Source organism: Hyphococcus aureus (assembly GCF_042643165.1).
In the GTDB taxonomy this organism is placed as follows: Bacteria; Pseudomonadota; Alphaproteobacteria; order Caulobacterales; family Parvularculaceae; genus Hyphococcus; species Hyphococcus aureus.
The window spans coordinates 1,193,551-1,217,945 of the sequence record NZ_JBHRSH010000002.1 but is presented as its reverse complement, the minus strand read 5'-3'; the positions used below and the strand labels follow the sequence as shown (position 1 = coordinate 1,217,945).

General features: G+C 59.5%; 18 protein-coding genes and 1 pseudogene. 10 read left to right on the top strand and 9 right to left on the bottom strand.

Going from position 1 to position 24,395, the window contains the following annotated elements; all coding sequences use genetic code 11:
• Nucleotides 1-8 precede the first annotated feature (8 nt).
• The 5 genes from ACFOOP_RS18760 to ACFOOP_RS18740 all read left to right on the top strand — a co-directional run bounded on the left by ACFOOP_RS18760 (nt 9) and on the right by ACFOOP_RS18740 (nt 9,975).
• Nucleotides 9-2,153 (top strand): AAA family ATPase, encoded by a 2,145-nt coding sequence (locus ACFOOP_RS18760; RefSeq protein WP_379882693.1) that lies wholly within the window; start codon nt 9-11, stop codon nt 2,151-2,153.
• A 45-nt stretch (nt 2,154-2,198) separates the two neighbouring features.
• Nucleotides 2,199-3,413, top strand: coding sequence for a glycosyltransferase family 2 protein (locus ACFOOP_RS18755; RefSeq protein ID WP_379882692.1), 1,215 nt, complete (start codon nt 2,199-2,201; stop codon nt 3,411-3,413).
• Complete coding sequence (locus ACFOOP_RS18750; protein WP_379882691.1) at nt 3,410-4,390, top strand: glycosyltransferase family 2 protein; 981 nt, start codon at nt 3,410-3,412, stop codon at nt 4,388-4,390. Before ACFOOP_RS18755 ends, ACFOOP_RS18750 begins: the two co-directional genes overlap by 4 nt.
• Before the next feature lie 16 nt (nt 4,391-4,406).
• A complete protein-coding gene (locus ACFOOP_RS18745; RefSeq protein ID WP_379882690.1) occupies nt 4,407-6,539 on the top strand; it encodes an NAD-dependent epimerase/dehydratase family protein in 2,133 nt (710 codons plus the stop codon).
• A 253-nt stretch (nt 6,540-6,792) separates the two neighbouring features.
• Nucleotides 6,793-9,975, top strand: a complete 3,183-nt coding sequence (locus ACFOOP_RS18740) for an Ig-like domain-containing protein (RefSeq protein WP_379882689.1) — start codon at nt 6,793-6,795, stop codon at nt 9,973-9,975.
• On the opposite strand, the gene queG is transcribed toward ACFOOP_RS18740, so the two are convergent.
• On the bottom strand, nt 9,972-11,084 hold the full coding sequence (queG, locus tag ACFOOP_RS18735; RefSeq protein ID WP_379882688.1) for a tRNA epoxyqueuosine(34) reductase QueG: 1,113 nt from the start codon (nt 11,082-11,084) through the stop codon (nt 9,972-9,974). The two genes, ACFOOP_RS18740 and queG, sit on opposite strands and share 4 nt — an antisense overlap.
• 5 nt (nt 11,085-11,089) lie before the next feature.
• Nucleotides 11,090-11,773 (bottom strand): glutathione S-transferase family protein, encoded by a 684-nt coding sequence (locus ACFOOP_RS18730; RefSeq protein WP_379882687.1) that lies wholly within the window; start codon nt 11,771-11,773, stop codon nt 11,090-11,092.
• A gap of 182 nt (nt 11,774-11,955) precedes the next feature.
• Between ACFOOP_RS18730 and ACFOOP_RS18725 the strand changes: the two genes are divergently transcribed.
• The gene (locus tag ACFOOP_RS18725; RefSeq protein WP_379882686.1) at nt 11,956-13,599 is read left to right on the top strand and encodes a hypothetical protein; all 1,644 of its coding nucleotides are present in this window, start codon (nt 11,956-11,958) and stop codon (nt 13,597-13,599) included.
• Between the two features lie 2 nt (nt 13,600-13,601).
• Here the strand turns inward: ACFOOP_RS18725 and cysQ are convergent, their stop codons facing one another.
• On the bottom strand, nt 13,602-14,396 hold the full coding sequence (gene cysQ / locus ACFOOP_RS18720; protein ID WP_379882685.1) for a 3'(2'),5'-bisphosphate nucleotidase CysQ: 795 nt from the start codon (nt 14,394-14,396) through the stop codon (nt 13,602-13,604).
• A 54-nt stretch (nt 14,397-14,450) separates the two neighbouring features.
• Nucleotides 14,451-14,675 carry a hypothetical protein gene (locus ACFOOP_RS18715; protein ID WP_379882684.1) on the bottom strand — a complete coding sequence of 75 codons (225 nt, stop codon included), beginning with the start codon at nt 14,673-14,675 and terminating at the stop codon, nt 14,451-14,453.
• Nucleotides 14,676-14,856: 181 nt separating this feature from the next.
• On the opposite strand from ACFOOP_RS18715, the gene ACFOOP_RS18710 reads away from it, so the two are divergent.
• Together ACFOOP_RS18710 and ACFOOP_RS18705 are read left to right on the top strand one after the other, a co-directional pair.
• A complete protein-coding gene (locus ACFOOP_RS18710; RefSeq protein ID WP_379882683.1) occupies nt 14,857-16,317 on the top strand; it encodes an undecaprenyl-phosphate glucose phosphotransferase in 1,461 nt (486 codons plus the stop codon).
• Nucleotides 16,318-16,407: 90 nt separating this feature from the next.
• A complete protein-coding gene (locus tag ACFOOP_RS18705; RefSeq protein ID WP_379882682.1) occupies nt 16,408-17,721 on the top strand; it encodes a UDP-glucose dehydrogenase family protein in 1,314 nt (437 codons plus the stop codon).
• A gap of 22 nt (nt 17,722-17,743) precedes the next feature.
• On the opposite strand, the gene ACFOOP_RS18700 is transcribed toward ACFOOP_RS18705, so the two are convergent.
• The 4 genes from ACFOOP_RS18700 to ACFOOP_RS18685 form a co-directional block, all read right to left on the bottom strand.
• Nucleotides 17,744-18,256: a hypothetical protein gene (locus tag ACFOOP_RS18700; RefSeq protein ID WP_379882681.1), complete on the bottom strand. Its 513-nt coding sequence runs from the start codon at nt 18,254-18,256 to the stop codon at nt 17,744-17,746.
• Nucleotides 18,257-18,415: 159 nt separating this feature from the next.
• Entirely contained in the window at nt 18,416-19,765 is a 1,350-nt protein-coding gene (locus ACFOOP_RS18695; RefSeq protein WP_379882680.1) for an MFS transporter, read from the bottom strand.
• A gap of 5 nt (nt 19,766-19,770) precedes the next feature.
• Nucleotides 19,771-20,538, bottom strand: a complete 768-nt coding sequence (locus tag ACFOOP_RS18690; protein ID WP_379882679.1) for a lysophospholipid acyltransferase family protein — start codon at nt 20,536-20,538, stop codon at nt 19,771-19,773.
• An 11-nt stretch (nt 20,539-20,549) separates the two neighbouring features.
• Entirely contained in the window at nt 20,550-21,167 is a 618-nt protein-coding gene (locus tag ACFOOP_RS18685) for a TetR/AcrR family transcriptional regulator (RefSeq protein WP_379882678.1), read from the bottom strand.
• 157 nt (nt 21,168-21,324) lie between these two features.
• Here ACFOOP_RS18685 and ACFOOP_RS18680 point away from each other — a divergent pair.
• Nucleotides 21,325-21,438, top strand: a pseudogene (locus tag ACFOOP_RS18680) (DUF6471 domain-containing protein); the annotation flags it as partial.
• A gap of 104 nt (nt 21,439-21,542) precedes the next feature.
• A complete protein-coding gene (locus tag ACFOOP_RS18675) occupies nt 21,543-22,160 on the top strand; it encodes a hypothetical protein (protein WP_379882677.1) in 618 nt (205 codons plus the stop codon).
• Between the two features lie 653 nt (nt 22,161-22,813).
• Here the strand turns inward: ACFOOP_RS18675 and ACFOOP_RS18670 are convergent.
• Nucleotides 22,814-24,310: an alkaline phosphatase family protein gene (locus tag ACFOOP_RS18670; RefSeq protein ID WP_379882676.1), complete on the bottom strand. Its 1,497-nt coding sequence runs from the start codon at nt 24,308-24,310 to the stop codon at nt 22,814-22,816.
• Between the last annotated feature and the right edge of the window lie 85 nt (nt 24,311-24,395).

The window sequence follows — 24,395 nt, the reverse complement described above, 5'->3', positions numbered from 1 at the left end:
TTGACGTAATGTACGAGCAGTTTTTCGGCCTTACAGAAAAGCCGTTTTCCATTCAACCGGACCCGTCCTTCCTCTATTGGGGAAGGACGCACCGGCTTGCCTACGCCATGCTCGAATATGGCGTGTTGAACCATGCGGGCATTTCCGTCATCACCGGCGAAGTCGGCTGCGGCAAGACAACGCTTATTCACAGGCTGCTCGATCAGCTTTCCGACACACACACCGTTGCATTGCTGTCGAATGTTCAGGAAGGGCGCGGCGATCTTCTGAGCTGGCTGCTGATGTCCTTTGGGCAGCCCTTTGAGAGCGGCTCCCATGTCGCGCTCTTTTCCCAGTTGCAGCAGTTTTTCATCAGTGAATACGCCCAAGGGCGCCGCATTGTTCTGATCATTGACGAGGCGCAAAATCTTTCGACGGACATGCTGGAAGAGCTTCGGTTGTTGTCCAACATCAACGCCGGCAAGGATCAGTTGTTGCAGCTTATTCTCGTTGGTCAGCCGGAATTGAAAGGCGTGCTGAACAAGCCGGAATTGTTGCAACTCACGCAACGTGTCGGGTCGGATTTCCACCTGACCCCGCTAAGTCGCGAGGAAGTGCACTCCTATATCGAGACCAGGCTTTCGATCGCCGGCTGTCGCCGCCGGATTTTTACAGACCGCGCCATCGACCTGATTGCGGAGCAATCGCGCGGCGTTCCCCGCGTCATTAACGTCATCGCCGACACAGCGCTGGTTTACGCCTTTTCGGCTGAAGATCTTGTTGTCGGCGTGGAGACCATCCGCAGCGTTGTCCGTGACAAGAAATCCTACGGCGTTTTCGGCATCGCCTCGCGCGAACCGAGCGCGCCGCCAATCGCCGCCGCCGACGATGAAGATGAAGGCCCAGATGCGTTTGTCGACGACCGCACGGACTTTCTAAGCCGGAATATTCCGACACCGCCGGAAAGGGATGATCTTGCGGACGCGCGCGAAGACGAATTCGCCAGCGGTGTTCCGGTGAAAACGCTGACTGATCTGCGCGCTGAAGTGACAAGCCGCGCCATGCCGGCTTCTGACGAGGCCGGGCTGCGGCTGGCGGAGCGTCCGGCGCCGGAACCGCAGCGCGCGCCCGAGCCGGCTCCAGCGCCTGTGGCGCAACCCGCCGAGCCTGCGCAGCAGAAAGCCATTATCGGCGCCGTCATTATCGGGCTTGATCCGCGCATCTCTCCCGAAGCCGCAATCCGCTCCTTGCCTGAGGATTGCGCCGCGGTCTTCGCGCCGCTCACGCCCATGAACGAGGCGGTCGCGGCGGCGCGTAAAGCAGGCGCCGAGATTGCGGAAATCGGCAAGGGTCCGCAAACAGCGGGCCGCGCCAAGAATGCGGGCTACCGCCATTTGAAAAAGCTCATACCCGGCATTCGCTATGTGCAGTTCATGGATGCGGCCTGTGCGCTTGATCCCGACTGGTTTGCAAGCGCCGAAAAATTCATGGAGCGGCGACCGGAAGTTGCGGTGATCGAAGGGCGCATGCGCCAGCGCAATGGCGATGAGGTGGCTTTTCCCACCGTATCTGAGCAGCGCAAAAATGAAACGCCGGGTGAAATTGTGTCGGTCATCGCGCCGGGCGCCTTTATGCGCGCCGAGGCGTTCGAGGCGGCGGGCGGTTTTCGCGGCGACCTTCTTTCCTGCGAGAATGACGATCTTTGTATCCGCCAACGCCGTCGCGGCGCGCATATCTGGCGGCTCGAAACTGATATGATGATCAACGAGCCCCGCAAAACCAATTGGTGGAAGCGCGCGGTCCTGCGCGGTTTCGACAATGCTTACGCTATGTCGCTTCATGGCGGCCCGCCTGAACGTCACGGTGTCGGTGAAACCGTACGGGCGATGATGTGGGGCTTTTTCATTCCGCTCGCCATTGTCGCGGCGGCGGTGCTGGGCGCGATCGTTGCGAACATGTTTGCGCCGATGACCCCGGCGCCTTTTGCCGCTGCGGGAATTCTCGTACTTGGCGCTGCGGTTTACGCGCTGAAAATTCTGGCGAGCCTTCTGCGCCGCGGACCGTTTCGCTTGAAGTCCTGGGGAGAAGCGTTTGGCGCAGTCTTTGGCCGCTTCGCAGAAGCGCTCGGCGTTATCCGTTTCTGGTTCGGCGGCGACCGGCCGTCGCGCGCGTAACGCTGTTGCGGGCGTACGCCGCCTGTTCATAGGATTTCTCGCTCCATGAGCTTTCTGGTTCTTGTCCTTCTTTATGCGCTCGCGCTCGCAGGTTTTGCTCTTGCGCTGTTCCTTGCGCTTGAGGTCGCAGCGGCGATCCTCGGAAAAGATGAAGCCACAGGGGACATGCCGCCAGCCGGGCCGGTTGTTGTCGTTATCCCGGCCCATAATGAAGCGACGTCCATTGCGCCGACGCTGGAGAATGCGCGCGCGCAGCTTCGCGAGGGCGACCGCATGCTTGTGGTCGCTGACAATTGCACTGACGACACGGCCGCGGCGGCGAGAGCGTTGGGCGCCGAAGTCATTGAACGCAACGACGTCTCCCGCCGGGGGAAGGGCTATGCGTTGCAATTCGCGCTCGATCATTTGCGCGCTGCGCCGCCGGCGATTGTTGTCTTCACGGATGCGGACTGCCTGTTTGCGCCCGGCGCGTTGCAACAGATTGCGGGGCTGGCGGCGCACAAGGATCGTCCGGCGCAGGCGTTGTATCTGATGTCGGCGCCAAGGGAGGCAGGGCCCCGCCTGAAGGTGGCTGAATTCGCATGGGGCTTCATCAACAATGTGCGCATGCGTGGGCTTTCTCGGCTGTTCGATGTGACGCGATTCACCGGGGCCGGGTTCGCCGCGCCCTGGCGTGCGCTTTCGGGGCTCGATCTCGGTTCGGGCGAGATTGTCGAGGATCTGGCGCTCACCATGACGCTTATTCGCAAGAACGCAGCGCCGATTTTTGTTCCGGGCGCCGTCGTAACAAGTGAGTTTCCCGCCGATGACGCCGCATTGACGCGCCAATCCGCGCGCTGGTCCATCGGCTCTTTGAGCTACAGCGCGCGGGAAAGCCTTGGCGCTCTGATCGACGGCCTGGCGAAAGGGCGTTTCGCGCAGATCGGCGCCGCCATCGATTTGATGATTCCGCCTTTGACGATCTTTGCGGCTATGCTCGTCGCGCTTGTCATTTTCTGTTTCTTCGCATGGATTGCGACCGGCGTTTCCGGCGCGTTCCAGCTCGCCTGTTGGGCGCTTGCGCTAGCTGGCGTATCGGTTGTTGCGGCGTGGGCCCGTTTCGGACAGGAAGCGTTGCCGCCATCGGCGTTGCGCGGCGTTTTCGATTTTCTGCTTTCAAAAATATCGGTCTTTGGCGCCAGGGGCCGGGCCAGTGCAAAGACATGGACGCCGACGCGAAACGGTCCAGGTCAGCGCGATCAAGATGAGACTGGCGAATGACGAAGACGCCTTCGATCGGATTTGTCGCCATCGGCCGCAATGAGGGGGATCGCTTCAAGCGGTGTCTTCTTTCTTTGAAAAAAGAGGCCGCGCGCATTGTCTATGTGGATTCCGGCTCCGCCGATGATAGCGTTGCTTTTGCTAAGGGCGAAGGCGTTGAGGTCGTTGCGCTTGACCGCGCTGCGCCCTTCACGGCGGCGCGCGCGCGCAATGCGGGGTTTGACGCCCTCGCGCGTACATGGCCTGACACAGACTATGTGATGTTCATCGACGGCGATTGCGAACTGGCGCCCGGCTTTACAGGCGCAGCAGTTGCGGCGTTGGTCGCCAATCCGTCATACGGCGCGGTGACCGGGCGCTGCCGCGAGCGGTTTCCCGATGCGACAATCTACAACCGTCTCTGCGATATGGAGTGGGACGGTCCCCTCGGTGAGATCAAGGCCTGCGGCGGCATTTTCATGGTGCGGGCGGATGGATTTCGCGCAATAGGTGGTTTCAATCCGGCGGTGATCGCGGCGGAGGATGACGATTTTTGCATCAGGCTGCGTGGGACGGGCGCGAAGATTGTCCGCCTTGATCACGATATGTGCTTTCACGATGCGGATATTCATCGCTTTGGCCAGTGGTGGCGGCGCATGACTCGTGCAGGTCACGCCTTTGCGCAGGTGGGTGACCTTCATCCCGGATATTTTCTGGCCGAGCGCCGGCGCGCCTGGTTCTGGGGGCTCATTCTTCCCGTTGCAGCGCTTGTCGCTGCGCCGTTCACCTATGGGCTGAGCCTGGCTTTGCTTCTTCTTTACCCGGTCTCGCTATGGAGAACGCGTCGCGGCCTGATCGCCAGAGGCGCGGCGCCGGAACATGCGACGCTGGCGGCGAAGTTTTTGACACTGTCGAAATTTCCGGCCGTCGCCGGAATGCTCGACTACAAACGAAAAAAGTTGACCGGCCGTCACATCGGCATTGTTGAATATAAATGAGGCCGCGAACCGCGCGATGAGCATGAACAATAAGCCGATCAGAACAGCGCTTCTGGGCGCCGGATATATATCATCATGGCATGCAGATGCTCTGAAGCGAACGCCGGGCGTTGACCTTGTGGCTGTTTGCGATTTGTCGCGCGGCGCCGCCGAAGGGATTGCGAACGCCTATGGCGCACCGCATGTCTTCACGTCGTTGGGCGACCTTCTTGCCGCCAATGTCGCGGATTGCGTCCATGTGTTGACGCCGCCGCACCTTCATGCGGATGCAACCGCGAAAATTCTTGAAGCCGGACTTTCCGCCTTCGTCGAAAAGCCGTTCACACTCAGCTCTGATGATTGCCGCCGTCTCGAAGCGCTCGCGCAAAAAAATAATGTCGCGCTCGGCGTCAATCACAACTTTCTGATGCTGCCGTCCTATGACCGGTTGAAGGCGGATATCGAAACGCGCCTCATCGGTCCGATCGATAGCTTCGAGGCGAACTGGCAATTCCCGCTGCCGCCCTTGCGCTCCGGTCCTTACAATCTGTGGATGCTGCGTGCGCCGGAAAACATCCTGTTTGAAATCGGCCCGCATCTTTTCGCCTTTGTCGCTGATCTCTTTGGCGAGTTGAAAAATATCAGCGTATCCATGCGCAACCCGGTCACCTTGCCGGGCGGCGTCGGTCATTATCAAAGCTGGCGCATAGCGGGTGTGGCGAAGGGCGCCTCTGTCGTGCTTAACCTGTCGCTGGTCGAGGGCGAGGATAACCGCAGCATTCGCCTGCGCGGTCTCGGCGCTGTCGCCAGTTATAATTTCGCCGAGGATTCCTATCTGCGCGAGCGCGCATCCATGCAGGACATTGTGGCGGGACCGCTTGCGCGCCAGCTTTCTGTTGCGGGGCAGGCGATGGGGACAGGTTTTTCCAATGCGTTTCGCCAGTTGAAATCACTGAACGGTCTCGCGCCCTATGGCCTTTCAATCCAGCGTGCTGTCGACAGTTTCTATGCTTCTTTGAAGGCGGGCGCTCCTGTGGACCGGCGTTTATCCGCCGGGCTTGCGGCGAATGCGACAGCGATGATTGAACAGGCGCTGGATGTTGCGCGCCCTCAATTCATGCCAAAGGCGCCGCCGCCTGCGCGCAATGTGGCGCCGGCAAAAGGTGAGACCACGCTTGTGATTGGCGGCACGGGTTTTATCGGCCGCGCGCTTTGTCATGCGCTAGCGGACAAAGGCTATGATGTGCGTGTTTTCTCCCGTGGATCGGGCGGCGGCTTCGATCGCGAGGACGGACGCATTACAGTCTTTACAGGCAGCCTGAAATCCGACGACGATTTGCGCGCCGCAATGGAAGGCGTTCGTTCCGTGTTTCACCTTGCGCGCGCGACGGAGACAAGCTGGGAAGGCTATCTTGAAAACGATGTGGGCGTCACAAAGCGCATCGGTGAAGCGTGTCTGGCGGCGGGTGTTGCGCGGCTGGTCTATACCGGCACGATTGATTCCTATGACGCCTCGCAACCCGATCGTCCCATCAACGAGGAGACGCCGTTCGATCACGACCTGACGCGGCGCAATCTCTATGCGCGCTCGAAGGCGGCGTGTGAGGCCGAGTTGAAAAAGCTCGAAAGCGAACGCGGGCTGCCGCTTGTCATCGCCCGGCCCGGTATCGTTATCGGCGAAGGCGGCCCCTTGCAGCATTGGGGCATCGCCATGTGGCGCGGCGCGACCGCCTGTAAATTGTGGGGTGATGGCAAGAACATCATGCCGTTTGTGCTGGTCGATGACGTTGCGGACGGTCTGGTCCTCGCACTGGAAACGGATGGTGCGGCGGGCGCTTCGTTTAATCTGATTGGCGAGCCGATGCTTTCGTCTCATGACTATTTTGCGGCGATTGAAGACGCCTATGGCGTGGCGATGCGCGCAAAACCGACGCCGCTGTGGACCTATTACATGGTGGATATGGTCAAATATTGGCTGAAGCGCTATCTCGTCAAAAAACAGGGCCTTACGGAGCCCAGTTTTCGCGACTGGAAATCCCGGGCGCAATTGTCGCCTTACGCCAATGAAACGGCGAAATCCGTTCTTGGCTGGACGCCGGAGCAGGATAAGCAGAAATTTGTCGAACGCGGCGTCGCGACCGCAAATCTGTTCGGCGTTAGCAAGTCATAAAGACTGTTTGCAAATGGTTTTTGTTTAACTCAAACCATTTGATTTTTTCGGGCAACACCTTGTTAAACTCTTGACGCGCGCGGTCGAATAGTTTCCGCGCAAGGCGATTAACTCTGTGTAATTCGCGCCATACCCCGCATGAATCCATCCCTTTCCGAACAATTCTAACAATCGCGTCAATCAACCTTTTCCCCGTCGACGGCTAGTCTTCAATCCTCTCTCTCAGCCTATCAACAATGTGCGTGGACAAAGTATGAGTTTCGATTTCGCCGCCCGCGATAGCGCCGCCCGTCTCGATTTCACCGATCTGGTTGATGAAGCAAGCCGCAATGCGCGAGCGCCGGGCAGGGGTGGACGAAAAAACAGCAAAAACAGGTCAAAACAGCGTCTCGCGCAGGCCAGCCTGCTTGCTCCCTTGCTGGCGCTTGAGGGCTGCTACACGATTGGCGGCAATGACGGACCGTTAAAAGGCCGCGGCGAACCGGAGCCGGGCGGCGATCGTGGAAATAATGGCGGCGGCAACAGCGGCAATGGCGGCGGGGCGCCGACGCCGCCGGTGATTCCTGTGACGCCGACAATTCCGGTTGCGCCAGCCCCGATTGAAGCGGTTAGCGACGATCAGTTCCATGCGGACGCCGGCGAAGGCATCCAGATTTCAGCCAGCGATCTTCTCTCCAACGATATTGTTCCTGAAGGCGTCAGCGCGCAGCTTGTTCGTGTTTTTGGCGCGTCGCATGGCACGGTGATGCTTCACGACGGGGTGGTGCATTTCACGCCGGACGACGGCTATGAAGGAATGGCGAGCTTTGAATATGAAGTTCGCGACAGCAATGGCAATCTGAGCCGCGCGCAAGTCGAAGTCCATGTCGCCGTGAATGATGGCGCGGATGATGACATGGATATGGGCGGCCATGACGGCCATGGCGGCATGCCGGCGGAAGAAGATCATTCGCATGTGCATCCTGACGACCCCATGAAAGCGTCTGAGCATATGGCGGTGCTTAATCTGGTGCCGGTGAGCGAGGCGACTCATGTCGCCGTCAATAACGGCTCATGGTTTGATCCCAACACCTGGGCGAACGGCGAAGTGCCGGGCGAACATGCGAAGGTGCTGATCCCTGACGGCGTTGAAGTCGACTATGACGGGGAAAGCCCAGTCTCGCTCTTTACAGTCCGCGTTGATGGCGCCCTCACTTTCGCCACTGACGCCGACACCTTCATGGAGGTGGACACATTTGTTGTCTCGCCGACCGGCAAGCTGACCATCGGGACGGCGGATAATCCGGTCGCCGCCAATGTCGAAACGGTCATTCAGTTTGCCGACAATGGTCCTATCGATGTCAGCTGGGACCCGATGTTGCTTTCACGCGGCCTTATCAGCCATGGCGATGTGCAAATTCACGGCGCTGAAAAGGAAACTTTCCTCAAAGTCGCCGCTGACCCGATGATGGGCGACACGTCCCTGACGCTGGAGTCGCCGCCGGACGGATGGCAAGTCGGCGACAAATTGGTGTTAACCGGCACACATTTGACGGAAAGCGAACAGGTCGAGCCGACTGTAGCGCGTGATGACCAGACCGAGGATGAAGAACTCGTCATCACCAGAATTGAAGGCAATACAATTTACTTCGACACGCCGCTTCAGTTCGATCATGATGGCCCGCGGGCGGACCTTAAAGCCTATGTGGCGAATTACAGCCGCAATGCTCGCTTTGAGACGGAAAACGCCGACGATGTGCCGGTGCATCAGCGTGGACACACCATGTTCATGCATTCCGACAATATCGATGTGCGCTATGCGGAGTTCTATGAACTCGGCCGCACGGACAAGTCAGAACGGGCCTTTGATGTCGCCGACCTTGATCACGTCGAAAGCGACAGCAACGTCAAGGCTCGCTACTCACTGCATATTCACCGCGCCGGCGTCACCGATGTTGATGACCCCGCCATGATTGTCGGCAACGCGGTCTGGGGCTCGCCGGGCTGGGGCTATGTCCATCATGATTCAAATGCGATCATGACGGACAACGCGGCCTATGACGTTTACGGCGCGGCGTTCGTTGCGGAAACGGGCAATGAAATCGGCCGCTGGTCGCACAATATCGCCATTAAGTCTATCGGCAATGGCGGCGGTGCAAAGTGGCATGAGGATGTCGTTGCCTTCGATCTTGGCCGCACAGGCGCGGGATTCTGGTTTCAGGGCCGGCTTGTGGAGGCGGTGGACAACGTTGCTGCAGGCGTTCCTGGCGGACATGGCTTCGTTTATATGTCGCGTAACGCTGGCGGACCTATCCCTGTCGACACCGACACAGCGCATATGTCGGAAAGTTTGCGGTATAATGATGAATCTGCGATCCACCTGCCCGCAATCAGCTCCTTCAAGGGAAATGAAGCATTCGCTGTCGGCATTGGACTTGAAGTCATCAAGCCGAACTCCGAACAGTATCACGACGTGCGTTCGGTAATTGATGATTTTCAAGGTTGGGAAGTCGGCACCGGCATCCACCTTCAATATACAGCACATTACACCCTTAAAGACATTGATTTACTCGCCACAGATGGGTCTTCCGGCGGGCATGTGTGGCGCGGGATCGAGTTTGGCCCCGCCACTGTTTCCATGGTGATCAACGGCGCCGACATCGTAGGCTTCCCAACAGGCGTTCATTTAACGCGTGATACATCGGGCATGAATCATCCCTTTGACGGGGATTGGGGTTACGTCTTCATCGATGTGAATGTAGACGGCGCTACAACGGATATTCACAATACTCTGCCGCAGGACCGGTTTATGACTCGCGCGGACCTCGTTGACGGCCGCCTCATATTCGACTCTGATATTAAAAATGTGCCTGTCACGCCAACACCGGAATCACGCGGATATATAGACCTTACCGGCACACTGACAGATGAAATCGGACCCGACAAAGTGTCTCCCACTTGGGACCCGATCCGGTTTGACTATTTCACGATCCAGAAAGCAGTGATCGAAGAAGGTTATTGGACGCTTCCAGATGGACGCAAAGTAACAGTGATCGATCAGTATTATTCTGATCGCGCCACTGGCGCCATCGACAAGACTGGCGTTGTCGTGGAGTGGGAACGGAACTTCAGTGATTTTCCTGAAACGCCGCGTTACAACGGAGTGCTTGACCTTTCTGATGCCGGACCTGTCGCACGCACTGATTTTGCTACGGTCGGTGCAGATGAATCTATCGTTCTCGATGTCTTGTCTAATGATTTCGATCCAGAAGGCGATGCGCTTGCGGTGGATGGGTTCACTTACGCCACTCATGGATCCATCTACCAGAATGACGACGGTACGCTTACATATGCAGCCGATCCTAATTATTCAGGATCAGATGAATTCTGGTACTGGGTCGAAGACGACAACGGCAATTTCACCAAAGGCCATGTGCAGGTAACGGTGGAAATCTAAACCGCCCGCCATTCGGCGCGCACGGTTTCGTCAGGTTCCTGCGGGAGGTAGTCGCCGCGCAACGCCTCGAAGCGTTGCGGCGCCAATTGCGATAGGGCCCACACGGCCGCGCCGCGGACAAGGGCGCTCTCATCGCCAAGCAGGTCCGTCGCCGCCTGCGCCAGGCTTTCATCGCCGGAATTGCCAATAGCGATGAGCACATTGCGCACGAAACGATCACGGCCGGTGCGCTTGACCGGCGATCCTGAGAAAAGCTGTCGAAACGCTGGATCGTCCAGCCGGGCGAGATCGCGCAGGGACGGCGCCGTCAAGTCGTCACGGGCGTGAAATGCAATCTCGCGGGCGCGCCCGGCGAATTTATTCCACGGACAAACAGCAAGGCAGTCGTCGCAGCCATAGATGCGGTTGCCCATGGCCTTGCGGAACTCCCGTGGGATGGGACCGGGGTGTTCGATGGTGAGATAGGAAATGCAACGCTGCGCATCGAGCTGGTAGGGCGCGGGGAACGCCTTTGTAGGGCAGATGTCGAGGCAATTGCTGCACGAGCCGCAATGGTCGGAGTCGGGTTTGTCCGGGGCGAGGTCGAGCGTCGTGAAGATGGCGCCGAGAAACAGCCACGAGCCGAAGTCGCGCGAGACGAGATTGGTGTGCTTTCCCTGCCAGCCAATGCCTGCGCGCGCGGCGAGCGGTTTTTCCATAACCGGCGCAGTATCGACAAAGACCTTCACCTCGGCGCCGGTTTCCTCCGCAATGTCGCGGGCGACGCGTTTCAGGCGCTTTTTTACGACGTCATGATAGTCGCGATTCTGGGCGTAAATGGAAATGACGCCGTTTGACTTTTCTTTGAGCGCCTCCAGCGGATCTTTGTCCGGTCCGTAATTCATGCCGAGCATGATCACGCTTTTGGCGTCCGGCCAGAGCGATTGCGGGTGCGCGCGCTGATCGGCGCGCGCTTCCATCCACCCCATGGCGCCGTGACGGCCAAGATCAAGAAACCGCATCAGCCTTTCGCGCACGCTGTCCGGCAGGTGCGCAGGCGCAAAACCGGCGGCGTCAAAACCGGCCTCTTTCGCTTTGGCGGTAATGCGCGAAGTCAACGCATCGCTCATGAGCGCTAAAAATCCGGATTGTCGTAATGGGCGGGCGGCGGCAGGCCGTCGATGCGGTCGCGCAGCACCGGCCGCAGGGAGGGGCGCGATTTCAGGCGCGCATACCAGTCCTTGACGGACGGAAATTTATCCCAGGGCACAAGGTCGATATAGTCGAGGGCCGAAAGCTGACCGGCGGCGGCGAGGTCAGCGACGGTCATCCGCTCACCGGCGAGCCAGTAGCGCTGCTCCAGCAACCAGGATGTGTAATCGAGATGCCAGGAGAGCGCTTCGGCGCCGGCCTTGAGACGTTCATAGTCGGGTTGGCCCCGGCGCATCAGCCTTTTGTCGATGCGCTCGCGCAGGGTGTGCGCGGAAACATCTGTCTCGAATTTGTCCAGAAACCATGCGGTCAGGCGCCGCGCTTCCGCGCGCCCGGCCGAGGTCGACGGCAGGAGCGGTTCGCTGGAATAGGCTTCCTCGAGAAACTCGATGATGGCGAAGGCTGGTGAGATCGAGACCTCTTCTCCTGTGGGCGCATCATCGGTGAGCACCGGGATGGTTCCGGCGGGATTGACGGCGGCGAGGGCGCCGTCTTCGTCCGACCATGGCCGCATCTCAATGAGCTGGGCCGGCAGGCCCTTTTCGGCGAGGGCGATCCGGATCATCCGCGAGGCGGGATCAAGGGGCATATGAAACAGGGTGCGCATGGCGCCTCGTTAACGCAGTAACCTTGATGATAACAGCGCCAATCTCATGGCAAAACCGTAAGGCGCTATTTTCAGGCGATTTTCTCCCGGCGTCCTGGCCTCCGGCAGGCGACTTGCAACGTCCCCGTTAAGGATTGGCGGGCGCGTCCCGCCGGGTCGGTAACGGTCAGGGGTTGTCCCAGATGAACACGTCTCAAGGTGTACAAGGCGCATTTGAAACAGAGCTTGGCTGGCGGGCGTCGGCGCCCCGGGCGCGCCAGGCGGCGATGTCGATCTATTCATGGAGAGAACCGGGCTGGTCATTCTTATGGTCGGTCGGCGCGGCGATCATCTTCGTCATTGCGGCGGCGCTCTCTCCGGCGTTGTTAAGCCTGTCGCCAACCGTTGATATGATTGCGCCGGTCGCCGAGGCGCGGGCGGCGGCGGCGGGCCAGGCCGATCTGACCGCGCAATCGTCTCCGTTTTACCTGATGCTGTTGATGGCTGCGGACTTCTTTGCGGATACGCCGGGCCGGGTGCACCTCATCGCCAAGGCCATGGGCGCCTTTCTGGTGCTTTATCCGTTTGCCTATCTAGCATCGACACGTTTTCCGACCGCGTTTGGCGTGGCGGCGACCGCCGCCCTTGCGGGGTTCGCGGCAGCGCCGTTCTCCGGTCCCGCAGAGCTCGGTCTTGCCTTGCTGCTTGTTTGCGGTTTGTCCTTTGTTTCAGTTTCCGCCGACGACAGCGCGTCGCGGTCGCGATTTGAAGGCACGCTGGGCGGCTGCCTTCTTTTCGTCCTGTGGCTGCTGAACCCGGCCTTCGCCCTGATCGGTTTTATTCTCTTATCGGTTTGTCCGTTTCTGACCGGGCGCTACAGTCTGTGGCGGTATGTTTTTGCCTTTGGCGCTTTTGTCCTGCTGGCGGTTGTGACGGAATTTCTGACGCCGGGGATGAATGCGGCGCGCGCCGCCGCAGCGCCGGAAACATTGACACTGCACAACATTATCACAGGCGGAGAACGAAGCGCCTTTGGTCTTGGCGCGGCGGCTTTTGGCGCCGGTGTGATCATTCTCATGAGCGCCGTTTTTGGCGGCAAGCCTCACTGGAAAAACTGGGCGGCAGCGACCGGATTGCTGATTGCAGGGCTTCTCGCCGCACGGCTTGCCGGCGCCAATGCACTTCCGGTCTTTGCACTGGCGGCGGGGCTGGCCTGTTTTTCGGTTTCCTCGCCCTTCTATGACGGGCTGTTCCGCGATCATGACCGCGCCAGCGTGGCGAGCGCGCTTTCCGCAGGCGCGCTGACTCTTTTCTGGACCGGCGTCATCGCCATTCACGCGGCTGGTCAGTTCTCACTGCAATATCAGGCCACGAAGACCGCGCCTGAAAATATTCGCTCGGAGCTTGCGCTGGTTCAGCCGGGCGGGCCAACCATTGCGAAATGGGTGGAGGAGGGGCGCTTCTCGACGCCGCAAGCGCGGGAGTTTTTCGCCCTGACGCCGGTCGACCAGTCGGCGATGCTCCTAGAAGCGGCGGCCCGGGCCCGCACCCTCACGGCCAAGGGGCTCGACATTGCGTTCCTCACTAGCGCCGACACGGCTTGCGTGCTGGCGGAAGCGCGTCAATGTCAGGTGGACGGTCCGGCGGCCGCGCAAAAAGCGAATGTCGTATTTGTGCCGCGCCTTGAGATGGATGCGAAAACCGCTGAAGCCAAAGGCCGCGCCGAGGCGCTCCTTTATACGCAGTTCAAGATGGTGGAGCGTACGGCGTTATGGGAAATCTGGGTGCGCCGCGATTCCGGCGCGCCGGCGGGTCTCTTCTCGATGTCAGAGTCGCTTTATCGCTGACGCTATGCGCCCAAGGCGATGAAATACGGATTGTCGAAACCGCGCGCCTTTTTGTTATAGCCGAGGGGGTCGCCTTCCGGATGGGTGACGACACGTCCGCCCGCCGCCTCCAGCACCGCCTGACCTGCGCCCGTATCCCACTCCATTGTGCGTCCGAAACGCGGATAGATATCGGCGGCTGCTTCGGCGATGAGGCAGAATTTCAGGGACGAACCGGCGGCGGTGAAATCCGCGACATTGAGGTCATTCAAATAGGCGTCGGTTTCAGCGGAGCGGTGTGACCGGCTCGCCACCGCGATCAGGCCGTCCGCGGGGGCCGTCCGGACACGGAGGGTTTTCCGCTCGCCGATTACGCCCTTGGGGTCCACGACAGCTTTCCAGGCGCCGCCCCGTCCGCCGACAAAAAGCTTGTTGATCGCCGGAGCATAGACAACGCCGAAAACCGGCTTACCATTTTCAACCAGGGCGATGTTGACGGTGAATTCGCCGGTCCGGGTGATGAACTCCTTGGTGCCGTCGAGCGGATCGACCAGGAAGAAGCGATCGCCAAGCTCCGGAATTTTTCCTTCGCTCGCGCTTTCTTCGGCGAGGACTGGCGTTTGCGGCCAGGCGGCGGCGAGCCCGGCGAGGATGATTTCCTCACCCATTCTGTCCGCCTCGGTTACGGGCGATTTGTCAGCCTTGGTCTCGGCGACAACTTCGCGCGCATAGATTTCCATGGCGGCGGCGCCGGCCTTGATCGCGAGGGAGCAAAGCGTTTCGGAAAGTGTTTCATCGGAGAAAGGAGCATCAGTCATGGTTTCACCCATGACGGAGCCGGCGCAAAATGGCAAGCCGTGATGTGCCGCGTTCTAGCGGAAGGCGACGATGGTGAAACCAGAGGTCTGGCGTGGGGTTAATCCCCCGCAAGGCAGGATTTCCTGCACGATCCAGCCCTCATCCGCGAGCTGGTTCAGGCGCGCCTGAAGCGCGGCGGCGGCGGCCCGGCCATAGTCGCGTTCGTCGGCCACAAGGCCCAGCGGGCGGACCTTGGCGTCCCGCCAGCTGACATGAAACGCCGCAAACTGTTTCGACATGGCACAAGTAACCTTTTTGACGTAAATTAGCCTTAAACCGGCCCTCATTGACATTCAAACTTCGGGCCGGTTGATATCCGCGCCGGATTGGGAAAGGACGGCTCCGGCCCTCCCAAATCAGACAGGCGATCCTGACCGGAAATGGATCGGCGGCAGCAGCGGAGTGGGGACAGACCAGCGAATGGCCGAACCGGGCGTTAAGGACACGATAGACAGCTTCTCCACCGACGGCGTGCGCCGCCGGGGGCCGGTCGCGCGCGCGCTTTTTGGCGACATCATCCAGTTCATCGATTTCATTCTTGTCATCATCACATCTGTCGTCGTGGCGGAGATTTATCATCTCTTCTTTTTGAAAACCGCCATCGATCTTCAAAATTACACCGCCGCCGGCATTATGGGCGCTACGGGCCTGACGGCGCTCCTGCGCCGCGACGGTTATTACGAATTCGACAAGATCGCATCCGCGTCCAAAATGTTCAGGGCGATCATTTCGCGGTGGGCGCTTGTGCTGCTGGGGCTTCTCGCGTTCGGCTTTGCGCTCAAGATTTCCGACAATTTCTCCCGGGTCTGGCTGACGGCATGGTCTGGCGCCGCGCTCGTTTCCATTATCGCCGTTCGCCTTGCGGCGGGCCAGATGGCGCGCCGCATGAGCAAGGACGGCGGCGTCTTTGCGCGGCGCGTGGCTGTCGTCGGCGCAACGGCGCTTGGCGTTAAATTCGCAGAATACGCCGTCAATTCACCGGCGGGCATTTATATTACCGGAATTTATGACGCCGGTCTCGTCAATAATGGCGACGGTCATGAAGACGCGGCGAAAGGCGATCTCAACGATCTCGCTCACGCGGCGCGCAATGGCGAGATTGACGACATCGTTATTGCTGTGCCGCGCGCGTCAGGGACTGACATGTCGAGGCTCGTGCGCCGGCTTTCGATTTTGCCTGTGTCTATCGCCATCTGTCCGAACATTCACTGGCTCGACCATCTCGGCGGCGCCATCAGCGATGTGGGTGGCGTCCGCGTTCTGTCGTTATACCGGCGCCCGCTTGAAGGCTGGGGCGGCGTACTCAAGACGATAGAAGATTATGTGCTGGGCGCGATTGCGCTTGTGCTTTTGTCGCCGCTGATGCTGGCGATTGCGGTTGCTATCAAATTGCAGGGAAAAGGCCCGATTCTGTTCGCGCAAAAGCGGCATGGTTTCAACAATGCGGTTTTCAAGGTCTATAAATTCCGCACCATGACCGTCGCCGAAGACGGCGATGTGGTGACGCAAGCGAAAGTCGGCGATGCGCGCATTACGCCGCTGGGCGCGATCTTGCGTCGTTACAGTCTCGATGAATTGCCTCAGCTCATCAATGTGATCCGGGGAGAGATGTCGCTGGTTGGCCCGCGCCCCCATGCGATGGCGCATAATCACCAATACGCCCAGATGATCGAGAACTATTCGGGCCGCCATAAAGTGAAGCCGGGCATCACCGGCTGGGCCCAGGTCAATGGGTTCCGGGGCGAGACCTCTGAGACGGAGCAGATGGCCGACAGGGTGCGATATGACCTCGCCTATGTCGACAATTGGTCGCTCTTGTTCGATATCAAAATCCTGTTTTTGACCGTGAAAGCAGTGGTCTTTCCCCAAAACGCCGTTTAAGACCTCACCTCATATTTCAAGCTTTGCCGCCCGGGCGCGCCATTCTCGCACGCCGGCCCCGAGGCGGCCTTTGACGATGGGAATGCGGCCATGCGCGTCACCATGATTGGCACCGGTTATGTAGGTCTGGTTTCCGGCGCCTGTTTCGCTGATTTCGGCCATGACGTTGTCTGTGTCGACAAGGATGCAGAAAAGATCCGCAAGCTCGAAGCCGGTGAAATACCGATTTATGAGCCCGGGCTTGAAGCGCTGGTCGCCGAGAATGTGAAGGCGGGGCGGCTTTCGTTCAGTCTCGACCTTGCCGCATCGACGCCGAATGCGGATGCCGTGTTCATCGCGGTGGGGACGCCGTCGCGGCGCGGCGACGGTTTCGCCGATCTTTCCTATGTTCACAAGGCGGCGGAAGAAATCGCTGAAGTGATGGACGGCTACACCGTCGTCGTCACCAAATCGACCGTGCCCGTCGGCACCGGGACAGAGGTTGAAGAAATTATCCGCCGCGTCCGGCCTGACGCCGATTTTTCCGTTGTCTCCAATCCGGAGTTTCTGCGCGAAGGCGCGGCGATTATGGATTTCAAGAAACCGGACCGCGTTGTCGTCGGCGCCGAAGACGAACGCGCGCAAAAGGTCATGCGCGAACTTTACCGGCCGCTTTATCTCAACGAGACGCCAATTGTATTCACCAACCGCGCGACGTCAGAGTTGATCAAATACGCGGCCAATGCGTTCCTCGCGACCAAGATCACGTTCATCAATGAAATGGCGGATCTTTGTGAAAAGGTCGGCGCCAATGTTCAGGAAGTCGCCAGGGGCATCGGCCTTGACGGGCGCATCGGCTCGAAATTTCTGCATGCCGGCCCGGGCTATGGCGGCTCCTGTTTTCCGAAGGACACGCTGGCGCTTGTGCGCACCGCGCAAGTTTACGACTCGCCCACGAAAATTGTCGAGGCGGTGGTCGAGATCAACAATGAGCGCAAGAAGAAGATGGCCTCGCGCGTGATTAACGCCTGCGGCGGATCGCTTGAGGGCAAAACCGTTGCGGTTCTCGGGCTGACCTTCAAACCCAATACTGATGATATGCGCGATGCGCCGTCGCTGGACATCGTGCCGGCGCTTAAGGCGGCTGGCGCAAAGGTGCGCGCTTTCGATCCTGCGGGCATGCATGAAGCTCAGGGGCTTTTGAAAGACATCGACTATGTGGATGGGCCCTATAAGACCCTTGAAGGCGCCGACGCCGTTGTCATCATCACTGAGTGGGATGAGTTCCGCGCCCTCGATCTGGAGCGCGTGAAGTCGATGATGAAAACGCCGATCATGATCGATCTGCGCAACATCTACCGCCCCGATGAAATGGCGGAAGTCGGGATCGCCTATCATTCCATCGGGCGTCCACAGAAAGCGTAACGGCAAGCCTTAAGGCTGGCGGTCAGGCGGCGCGGAGTTTTTTGAGGATTGCGTTTTTGCGTGAGGCACCGGGTTTGGGCGGCGCATTGATGTCGAGACGCGCCCGGCTGAGAATGTCGGTGGTCACCATGGGCGCCTCGCTGCGGAACAGCGTCTTGCCGTCGTCATCCACATAGATGATGAAAAAGCCTTCTTCGGCGTGCAGGGCGTGACGCAACAGCGCCGGGTCGAGCCAGTCCATGGGATCGCCATTCTGACGCGGCGTCGCATCGCCATAGACTTCCATCACCGTGATGTCTTCGCGAATGAGGGCGGCGATGGCGGGTTTGAGCAAACGCCGTTGCATCCGGCAGGCGGAATGGTTCGCGCTCGGACCGATAATGAAAAGCGTGTTGCGCGGCGAAAACTTTTTCACGGTTTCAGCATTGCGCAAGCTCGTGCCGATCTCAGGAATGAGATTGGGCCGAAACGAGGCGAGCGCGGCGATGAAGCCGAAGACGAGACACGTCGCGATGATGGCGAAAGTCAGTTCCATACGATGTGGAAAATACCCTCTCGTCCTTGCTTTCCCGTTAACCCGCTGTTTGCAATGCTCGACTTGATGATCTTCGGCGCGGGCCGGGAAGGTTAACCAGAGGTTACTATCACGCGAACCGGGCCGGCGACAGCCAAAGCGGCGTCCCCCCGGAGAAGATCAGAGCGCCCGCTGAACGCCAGTCAGCGCCTCGTCATAGAGGCCGTGGGGCAGGGTCCGGCGGCGATATATCATCACAGCGGCGGCCGAGAGCATGACGAGCCCTGCGGCGATAAAGGCGAGGCGGGGATCGGCGCCGGTGCGGGTGATGGCGAGGACCGAGAGCGAGCCGGGAATGGCGAAGGAGGCGTAGGTGAAAGCGCCGGCGGCCATGATCCGGGCCCGGACTTCGCGCGGCGCGCGCCGCTGCATCGCCGCCTGTAAGGGCGCGATGTAAACGCCCGAAAGCCCGGAGGTGAGGATCAGCGCGGCGATCAAAATCCGTCCGCCCGCCGAAGACATCATCATGCCCAGCGTCAACGGCGCCTCGGGCGTTCCGGCGGCCATGGGGGTCAGGAAATAGATCGCGATGCTCATGATCCCGGCGCCGGCGATGGCGATCGTCGAAGCGCCGAGGCCGGAGCTTTTGCGCGACAGGCTGGCGGCGGTGATGGCGCCAAGCCCGGCGCCAATCGCGAAAAATCCGTTCAGCGCCGCCCATACCAGCGGCGTCGCGTGGAGCGCATCGCGGCCATAGAGCGGAATGGCGACGGTGATTGCGGTCGACAGGAGATAGAACAGCGCCGCGCCGAACAAAGGCGGCGCCACGCCGCGGCTTTCAAAAACATGGCGAAACATCTTCGCGGTCTGCTGAAAACCGTTGAAACTGATCTTGAGGTCCGGCGCGTTCGCCTCGGCATGGGGGGCGAAGAAGGCGGCGGCGAGGCCTATGGTCGACGCCGTCACCAGCGTCGCGCCGACCAGCGCGCCGCCATTGGGCGCAACGATCAGCGTGCCGCCGACGAGATAGCCCAGCAGGATAAAGGAAAACAGCCCGGCGTTGCAAAGACCGTTGCCGCGCACCAGTTCGTCGGCGCTGAGATATTTCGGCATGGCGGAGGTGCGTACGGGTGAGAAAAACGCCGACTGCGCGCCCATGGCGAACAGCATGGCGATGGCGAGCCCGCCCCATCCTAACGCAAACGCCGCGCCCGCGATGATCATCAAAAGCAGTTCGGTCGACTTGGTGCGCCGGAACATGAAGGATGTCTCATATTTGTCCGCTAATTGTCCCGATACGGATGAAAAAAGCAGGATCGCCGCCGGCAATAGCGTGCCGATCACCGGGATTGCGTCATCGGCGCTGGAGAACATCGGCACGGAGATAATCCCCGCCGGAATGCCGATCAGCAACGCCTGGCGCAGTGTGTTGTCGGCGAAGGTGCCGAATGACAGCGCCGTCCACATGGGCAGAAATCGCCGCTGGAAAAACAGGGGCAGCCTGGCGGCGCGGTCCGAAGGGATTGTCACAGGGGTTAACTCCGCGGGTCGGGCAACAACGCGCCGAGCTCTATGTCTTTGGGGGCTTCATCGCCCAGAAGTTCAATAGACCGTGTTTCGATCGCGCGCTCAAGGCGGGCCATGAAAGTCTCCTTGTCGAGGCCGGGTTCGATCGGGTCGAGATATTCGATCACCGCCTCGCCGGGCGTCAGGCGCCAGTGCTGTTGCGGCCATCTGAGGCCGAGATTGGTGGCGGCGGGCGCCACCGGCCGGCCATAGGCCTGATACATGTGAAACACGCCTTTTTTATAGCGGTAATGCCGGCCCACGGGCGCCAGATGGCCTTCGGGGTAGATCAGGATGCGGCGATTGTGGCGTTGCGCCTTTTTCAGCTCCTCATCCACGAGCCGCGCGCGGGCGTGGGCGCCGCCGCAATTATCGACAACAATGGCGCCCATCTTCCGCAACACGCCGCCGACCAGCGGAAAATTCTCCAGATGATCGCCGGTGACGAAGGCGAGATCTTCAAACTGGGAGAAGGTCAAAAACCCGTCGCCCCAGCTTTGGTGCTTGGCTGCGATAATGCACGGGCCCTCCGGAATTTTTTCCTTGCCGCGCACGATGATTTTGATCCCGGCGACCCAGCGCATCCAGAAACACATGACGCGGGTGTAGCCGAGGATCCAGCGCATCAGCGCTTTGCGCCCCGGCAACATCAATAGCGGCGCCGCGCCCAGCACGTAAAAAACGGAAGTGAGGAGATAGAGCGCGCGAAACAGAACAGAGCGGATGGTCGTGATCATGCCGGTCCCCTTTATGATTTCAACACGGCGATAACCGCGCGGGAGAGGGCGTCTTCATGGGCGGCGAGCTTACCCGTGACGCGCCCATAGATTTTGTGAAGCGCCGCCTGCAGCACGACGCCGAGTGCGGAGGCCGCCTTCAGCGATGCATCGCCCTCCGGAATTTCCTTGGCGGCCGCAGCGGCGGCGATGACATCCTCGACAATCGCGACAATGTTCAATTCGCGCGCGCGCGCAGATTTATCCGCATAGGGAAGAAACCGGTGCGTCGTCAGGAGGTGATAGGAAAAAAGAGTCCAGTCCTCGTCGGCGACCCTGACATAGGCGCCGACAATCGCGCGCGCCTTCGCCTCAATGCCGCGCGCGCCTTGCGCGGCAGCCGTCACCTCGCGGGCGAGGCGGGCGTGGATCGCGAAGAACATGGTCTCGGCGAGCGATTCCTTGCTGGGGTAATGGCGGTAGAGCGCGCCTTCGGAAACGCCGCTCGCCGCCGCCATCTCGCGGGTGGTGACCGCGTCGACGCCGCTGGCGCAGAACAGGCCCAGCGCCGCCCGCTCAATCCGGGCCTTGGCGCCGGAGGCTCCCTCGGTCACGCCTTCAACGTCTTTCAGGCCGGTTTTCTCCCGCATGGGCCGTCCTCCCTTGATTTGGCCGGTCTGATTGGCCAATCTCGCCGGTGTGAGCGTTCACTCACATGGGTAAAATAAGGAGGATGGACGCTAAGTCAAGTGAGCGCTCACTCATTTTTCGAAAGGCGATGGTGGTGAGGGGTTATGGAGGGAGCGGGCCAATGGCTTGGCTCGCCTCGCAATGCCGCGCCGTAGCTTGAGTTATGAAGCTCTAGCGGAGATGCTGAAAAGCATAGGGATAGAAGAGAGTGCCAAGTATATGTCTAACTAGATCGGATAGGCCTCGTTTACTGCCGGTTTCTTTCTGCAGAGTCTTGACGCGGGCGGTTGCCAACGCCTGTGTTTATCTGACCAATAATGTTGATTAGAAGAACTATGGCTAGCAGCGATCAGATTGAAACGGCCATACAAAATGGCCAATCGACAAAAGTTGACGTGGAATCAGAATTAGCATTACCCGCTCTCGCATCATTTCTTAGCGCGCACGGATTTAAGCTCGTCGCGGCCGCTGGTGTGATAGCTGTATTGATTGCATTGTTCACTACACGCGCGGAAAAGAAAATCTCCGCACTGAAAGAACAATACAACCAGGAAAAGATTGCGCAGGCATACGACGCTGGCGTTCTCGCTGGGAAGGAGGCAGGTGCTGCCGTCCTAGAGGCGAGTAGAGCGAACGAACGTGCAGCAAATGCAGAAGAACGCACTGGCGAACTAGCGGCTGAGACGGCAAAAGCAGAAGAGCGCACCGCTAAGCTGGAGGCGGCCAATCTTGAACTTGAAAAGAAGCTTGCACCAAGAAGATTAGATACTGACGAAGTCGCGACTCTGGCGAGTTCGTGGGCTCGGTTTAGGGGGGGCGACCGTAGAAGTACGCTCATACTCAATGGACGCCGAAGCTGCCATTCTGGGAGGGCAAATGGTTGCTGCGCTAAAGTTAGCAGGAATCAAAGTGCTAGATTCGCGAATGTCTTTGGCATCGCTCGAAGTCATTAACTTCGGAGTCTTTGTCGAAGGTGAAAATGCCAACTTTGCGAGGGTATTACAGTCTGATTTATCTCGGTTTTCAGAGCTTGGCACCGCTTCATTCGGTGACAAACCGCGCGCTGGCTCTGGCATCAGTACGGCCTTTGACAATAGCGTACCGCGAGACGCCATCATTACAGTCGGATTAAAGCCCTTACCGGAATAGTTCAGATTTCTTACCCGGTGATCGTGGCAGGCAATCAAAACCATAACTAGAGACGATTTTATCACTCACACCTTGTAGGATATGCGGTGCTGGAGGCGGGTGCCGCTCTTGGCGTTTGCGCAATAATTTCGATTCAGCTCACCAGCTTTTCCACCATCCCCATCGCGTTCTGCTTGGCGAATTTCGCCCACCCCAATAACGGGAAAAACACCTCAAATCTGATGAATTCCTGCGGTTTTTTGAGGTTTGGTGAAGACTTATCCACCACCTCCGGGACGGGCTTATGATGCTGTCCGGCTCAAAAAACGGGTTCCGGCGCTGATGGCGCGGTGAAGCCCCGTGCAGTGGTGTAAATGCAATGCGATTTGTCAGGAGCAGAAAATATCAAATGGCGCCAGACTCGCCGCAACCCCAGCAAAAATGCGGGGTAAAAAGCGCGCAGAAAGTCCGAAGTGCGCTACTCCGCCGCCTGGCTCGCCGCCGCATGTCCGGACGGCTCGCAACGCCGCCGCACGGCGTCCATGATCGGCGCCGTAATATGCTCGGGCAGGGCGGCGCTGACGTCGCCCAATTCGGGCGGGGTCCAGAAAAAGCCGCTCGGGTTGTGATCGCCCGTGCGCTGCACCGGCGCCAGGTCGATCTCGCCATACATGTCGGAGACAATCTTGCTGAAATTTTTCGGCGCCGTGCTGCGGTCCCAGTCCACAAACAGATCGGGCAGATCTTCCGCATAGGGACCGTCAAACCGCCCGCGCATCCGCACAACCCGTTTCGCGATCGGCAAGCCGGTGTCGGCGTTCTTGAAAGTCATGACGGCGTCGGTGATTTCTTTGACGACAGCGTCATAATCGGCGCCGGGCTCGACCACGCCGTGCTTTTCGCGGCCTTTGACGTTAATGCGAATAGCGCCGGAATTGTCATTATGAGGAACAGCGAAGAAGCGGCGGCGCGCGAAGTCGCTGACGGCGACTTTCCGGCGCACGGCGCGCGCGAGCGGCGCCAGCCTGCGGCGCAGGCTCACGGGCACAAGCGAGTGAAAACTTTTCTTCGCGGTTTCCGCAACGGTCGGCGGCGCCTCGACGCCCCAGTCAATGCGCCGGAGCATTTCCTCCATCGCCGAATTGGCGCTGATCAGCGGCTCCATGCCGGGCCCGCCATAGGCGAAGAGTTGCGCGCCGGGGCCCGCCGCGTCGATAATCTTTCCGATGGCGGCGTCGACGCGGCGATAACAATCCGACAATGGTTTTTTGATGATCCGCGCGATTTCCGGATCATAGAGTTCATGGGTTTCATCTTCGAGATGATAAAGGTGATGGCCGACATCATGCACATCCGAGAAACAGGAGATAAACATATCCCAGTCATGGTCGCGTAATTGCGCGCAGCAGAACTCGGTTTTGCTGTTGATGCGGTTGAAGAGGTGATGGAGATAGTCGCCAATCTCTTCCGCCGTTTCTCTCGGCTTAAATTCAAAGCCGCCGCCGATGGCGTCGCCCTTGAAAAATTTGGCGCCTTCTTCGGCGAGCGATTGCGGATGCCAGATCGTCTCCGTCAGCGGATCGTGACCGAGCCAGTTGTCCACCAGATGCCCGTTGCGCATGGGCTTGGGCTGCATGCGATGCCAGTCGACGACCGCGACGCGATAGCCTTCGTCGTCGAGGCGGTTCCAGAAAGGGGTGATGTCGCGAATGGAGGATTCATGGTTCGGCAGGATGTCATAGGTGTCCGGCTTGAACTGCATGAAAAAATAATGGCCGTGATGGCCGATCCCGGCGCCGATGGAGGCGCTGTTCCAGAACTGCGCGGCGCCTTGGGCGGCGTCATTCTCGATCGGATGGACAGCGGCCTGATCCCTGATGCGCTTGAAATTGGGCAGCTCTCCGGCCTCGATCAGCGAGTCCATGAAAGCCGGATCAGCCCCGTCAAAGCCAAACATCAGTATTTTCGCCGGCATAATTCTCCCCGAGTCCCGTTTTGCGGTCATCAAAAGACGTATCGCAGCAAAAAGCCTGCCACGGATGACATGATTAACAAAGAGG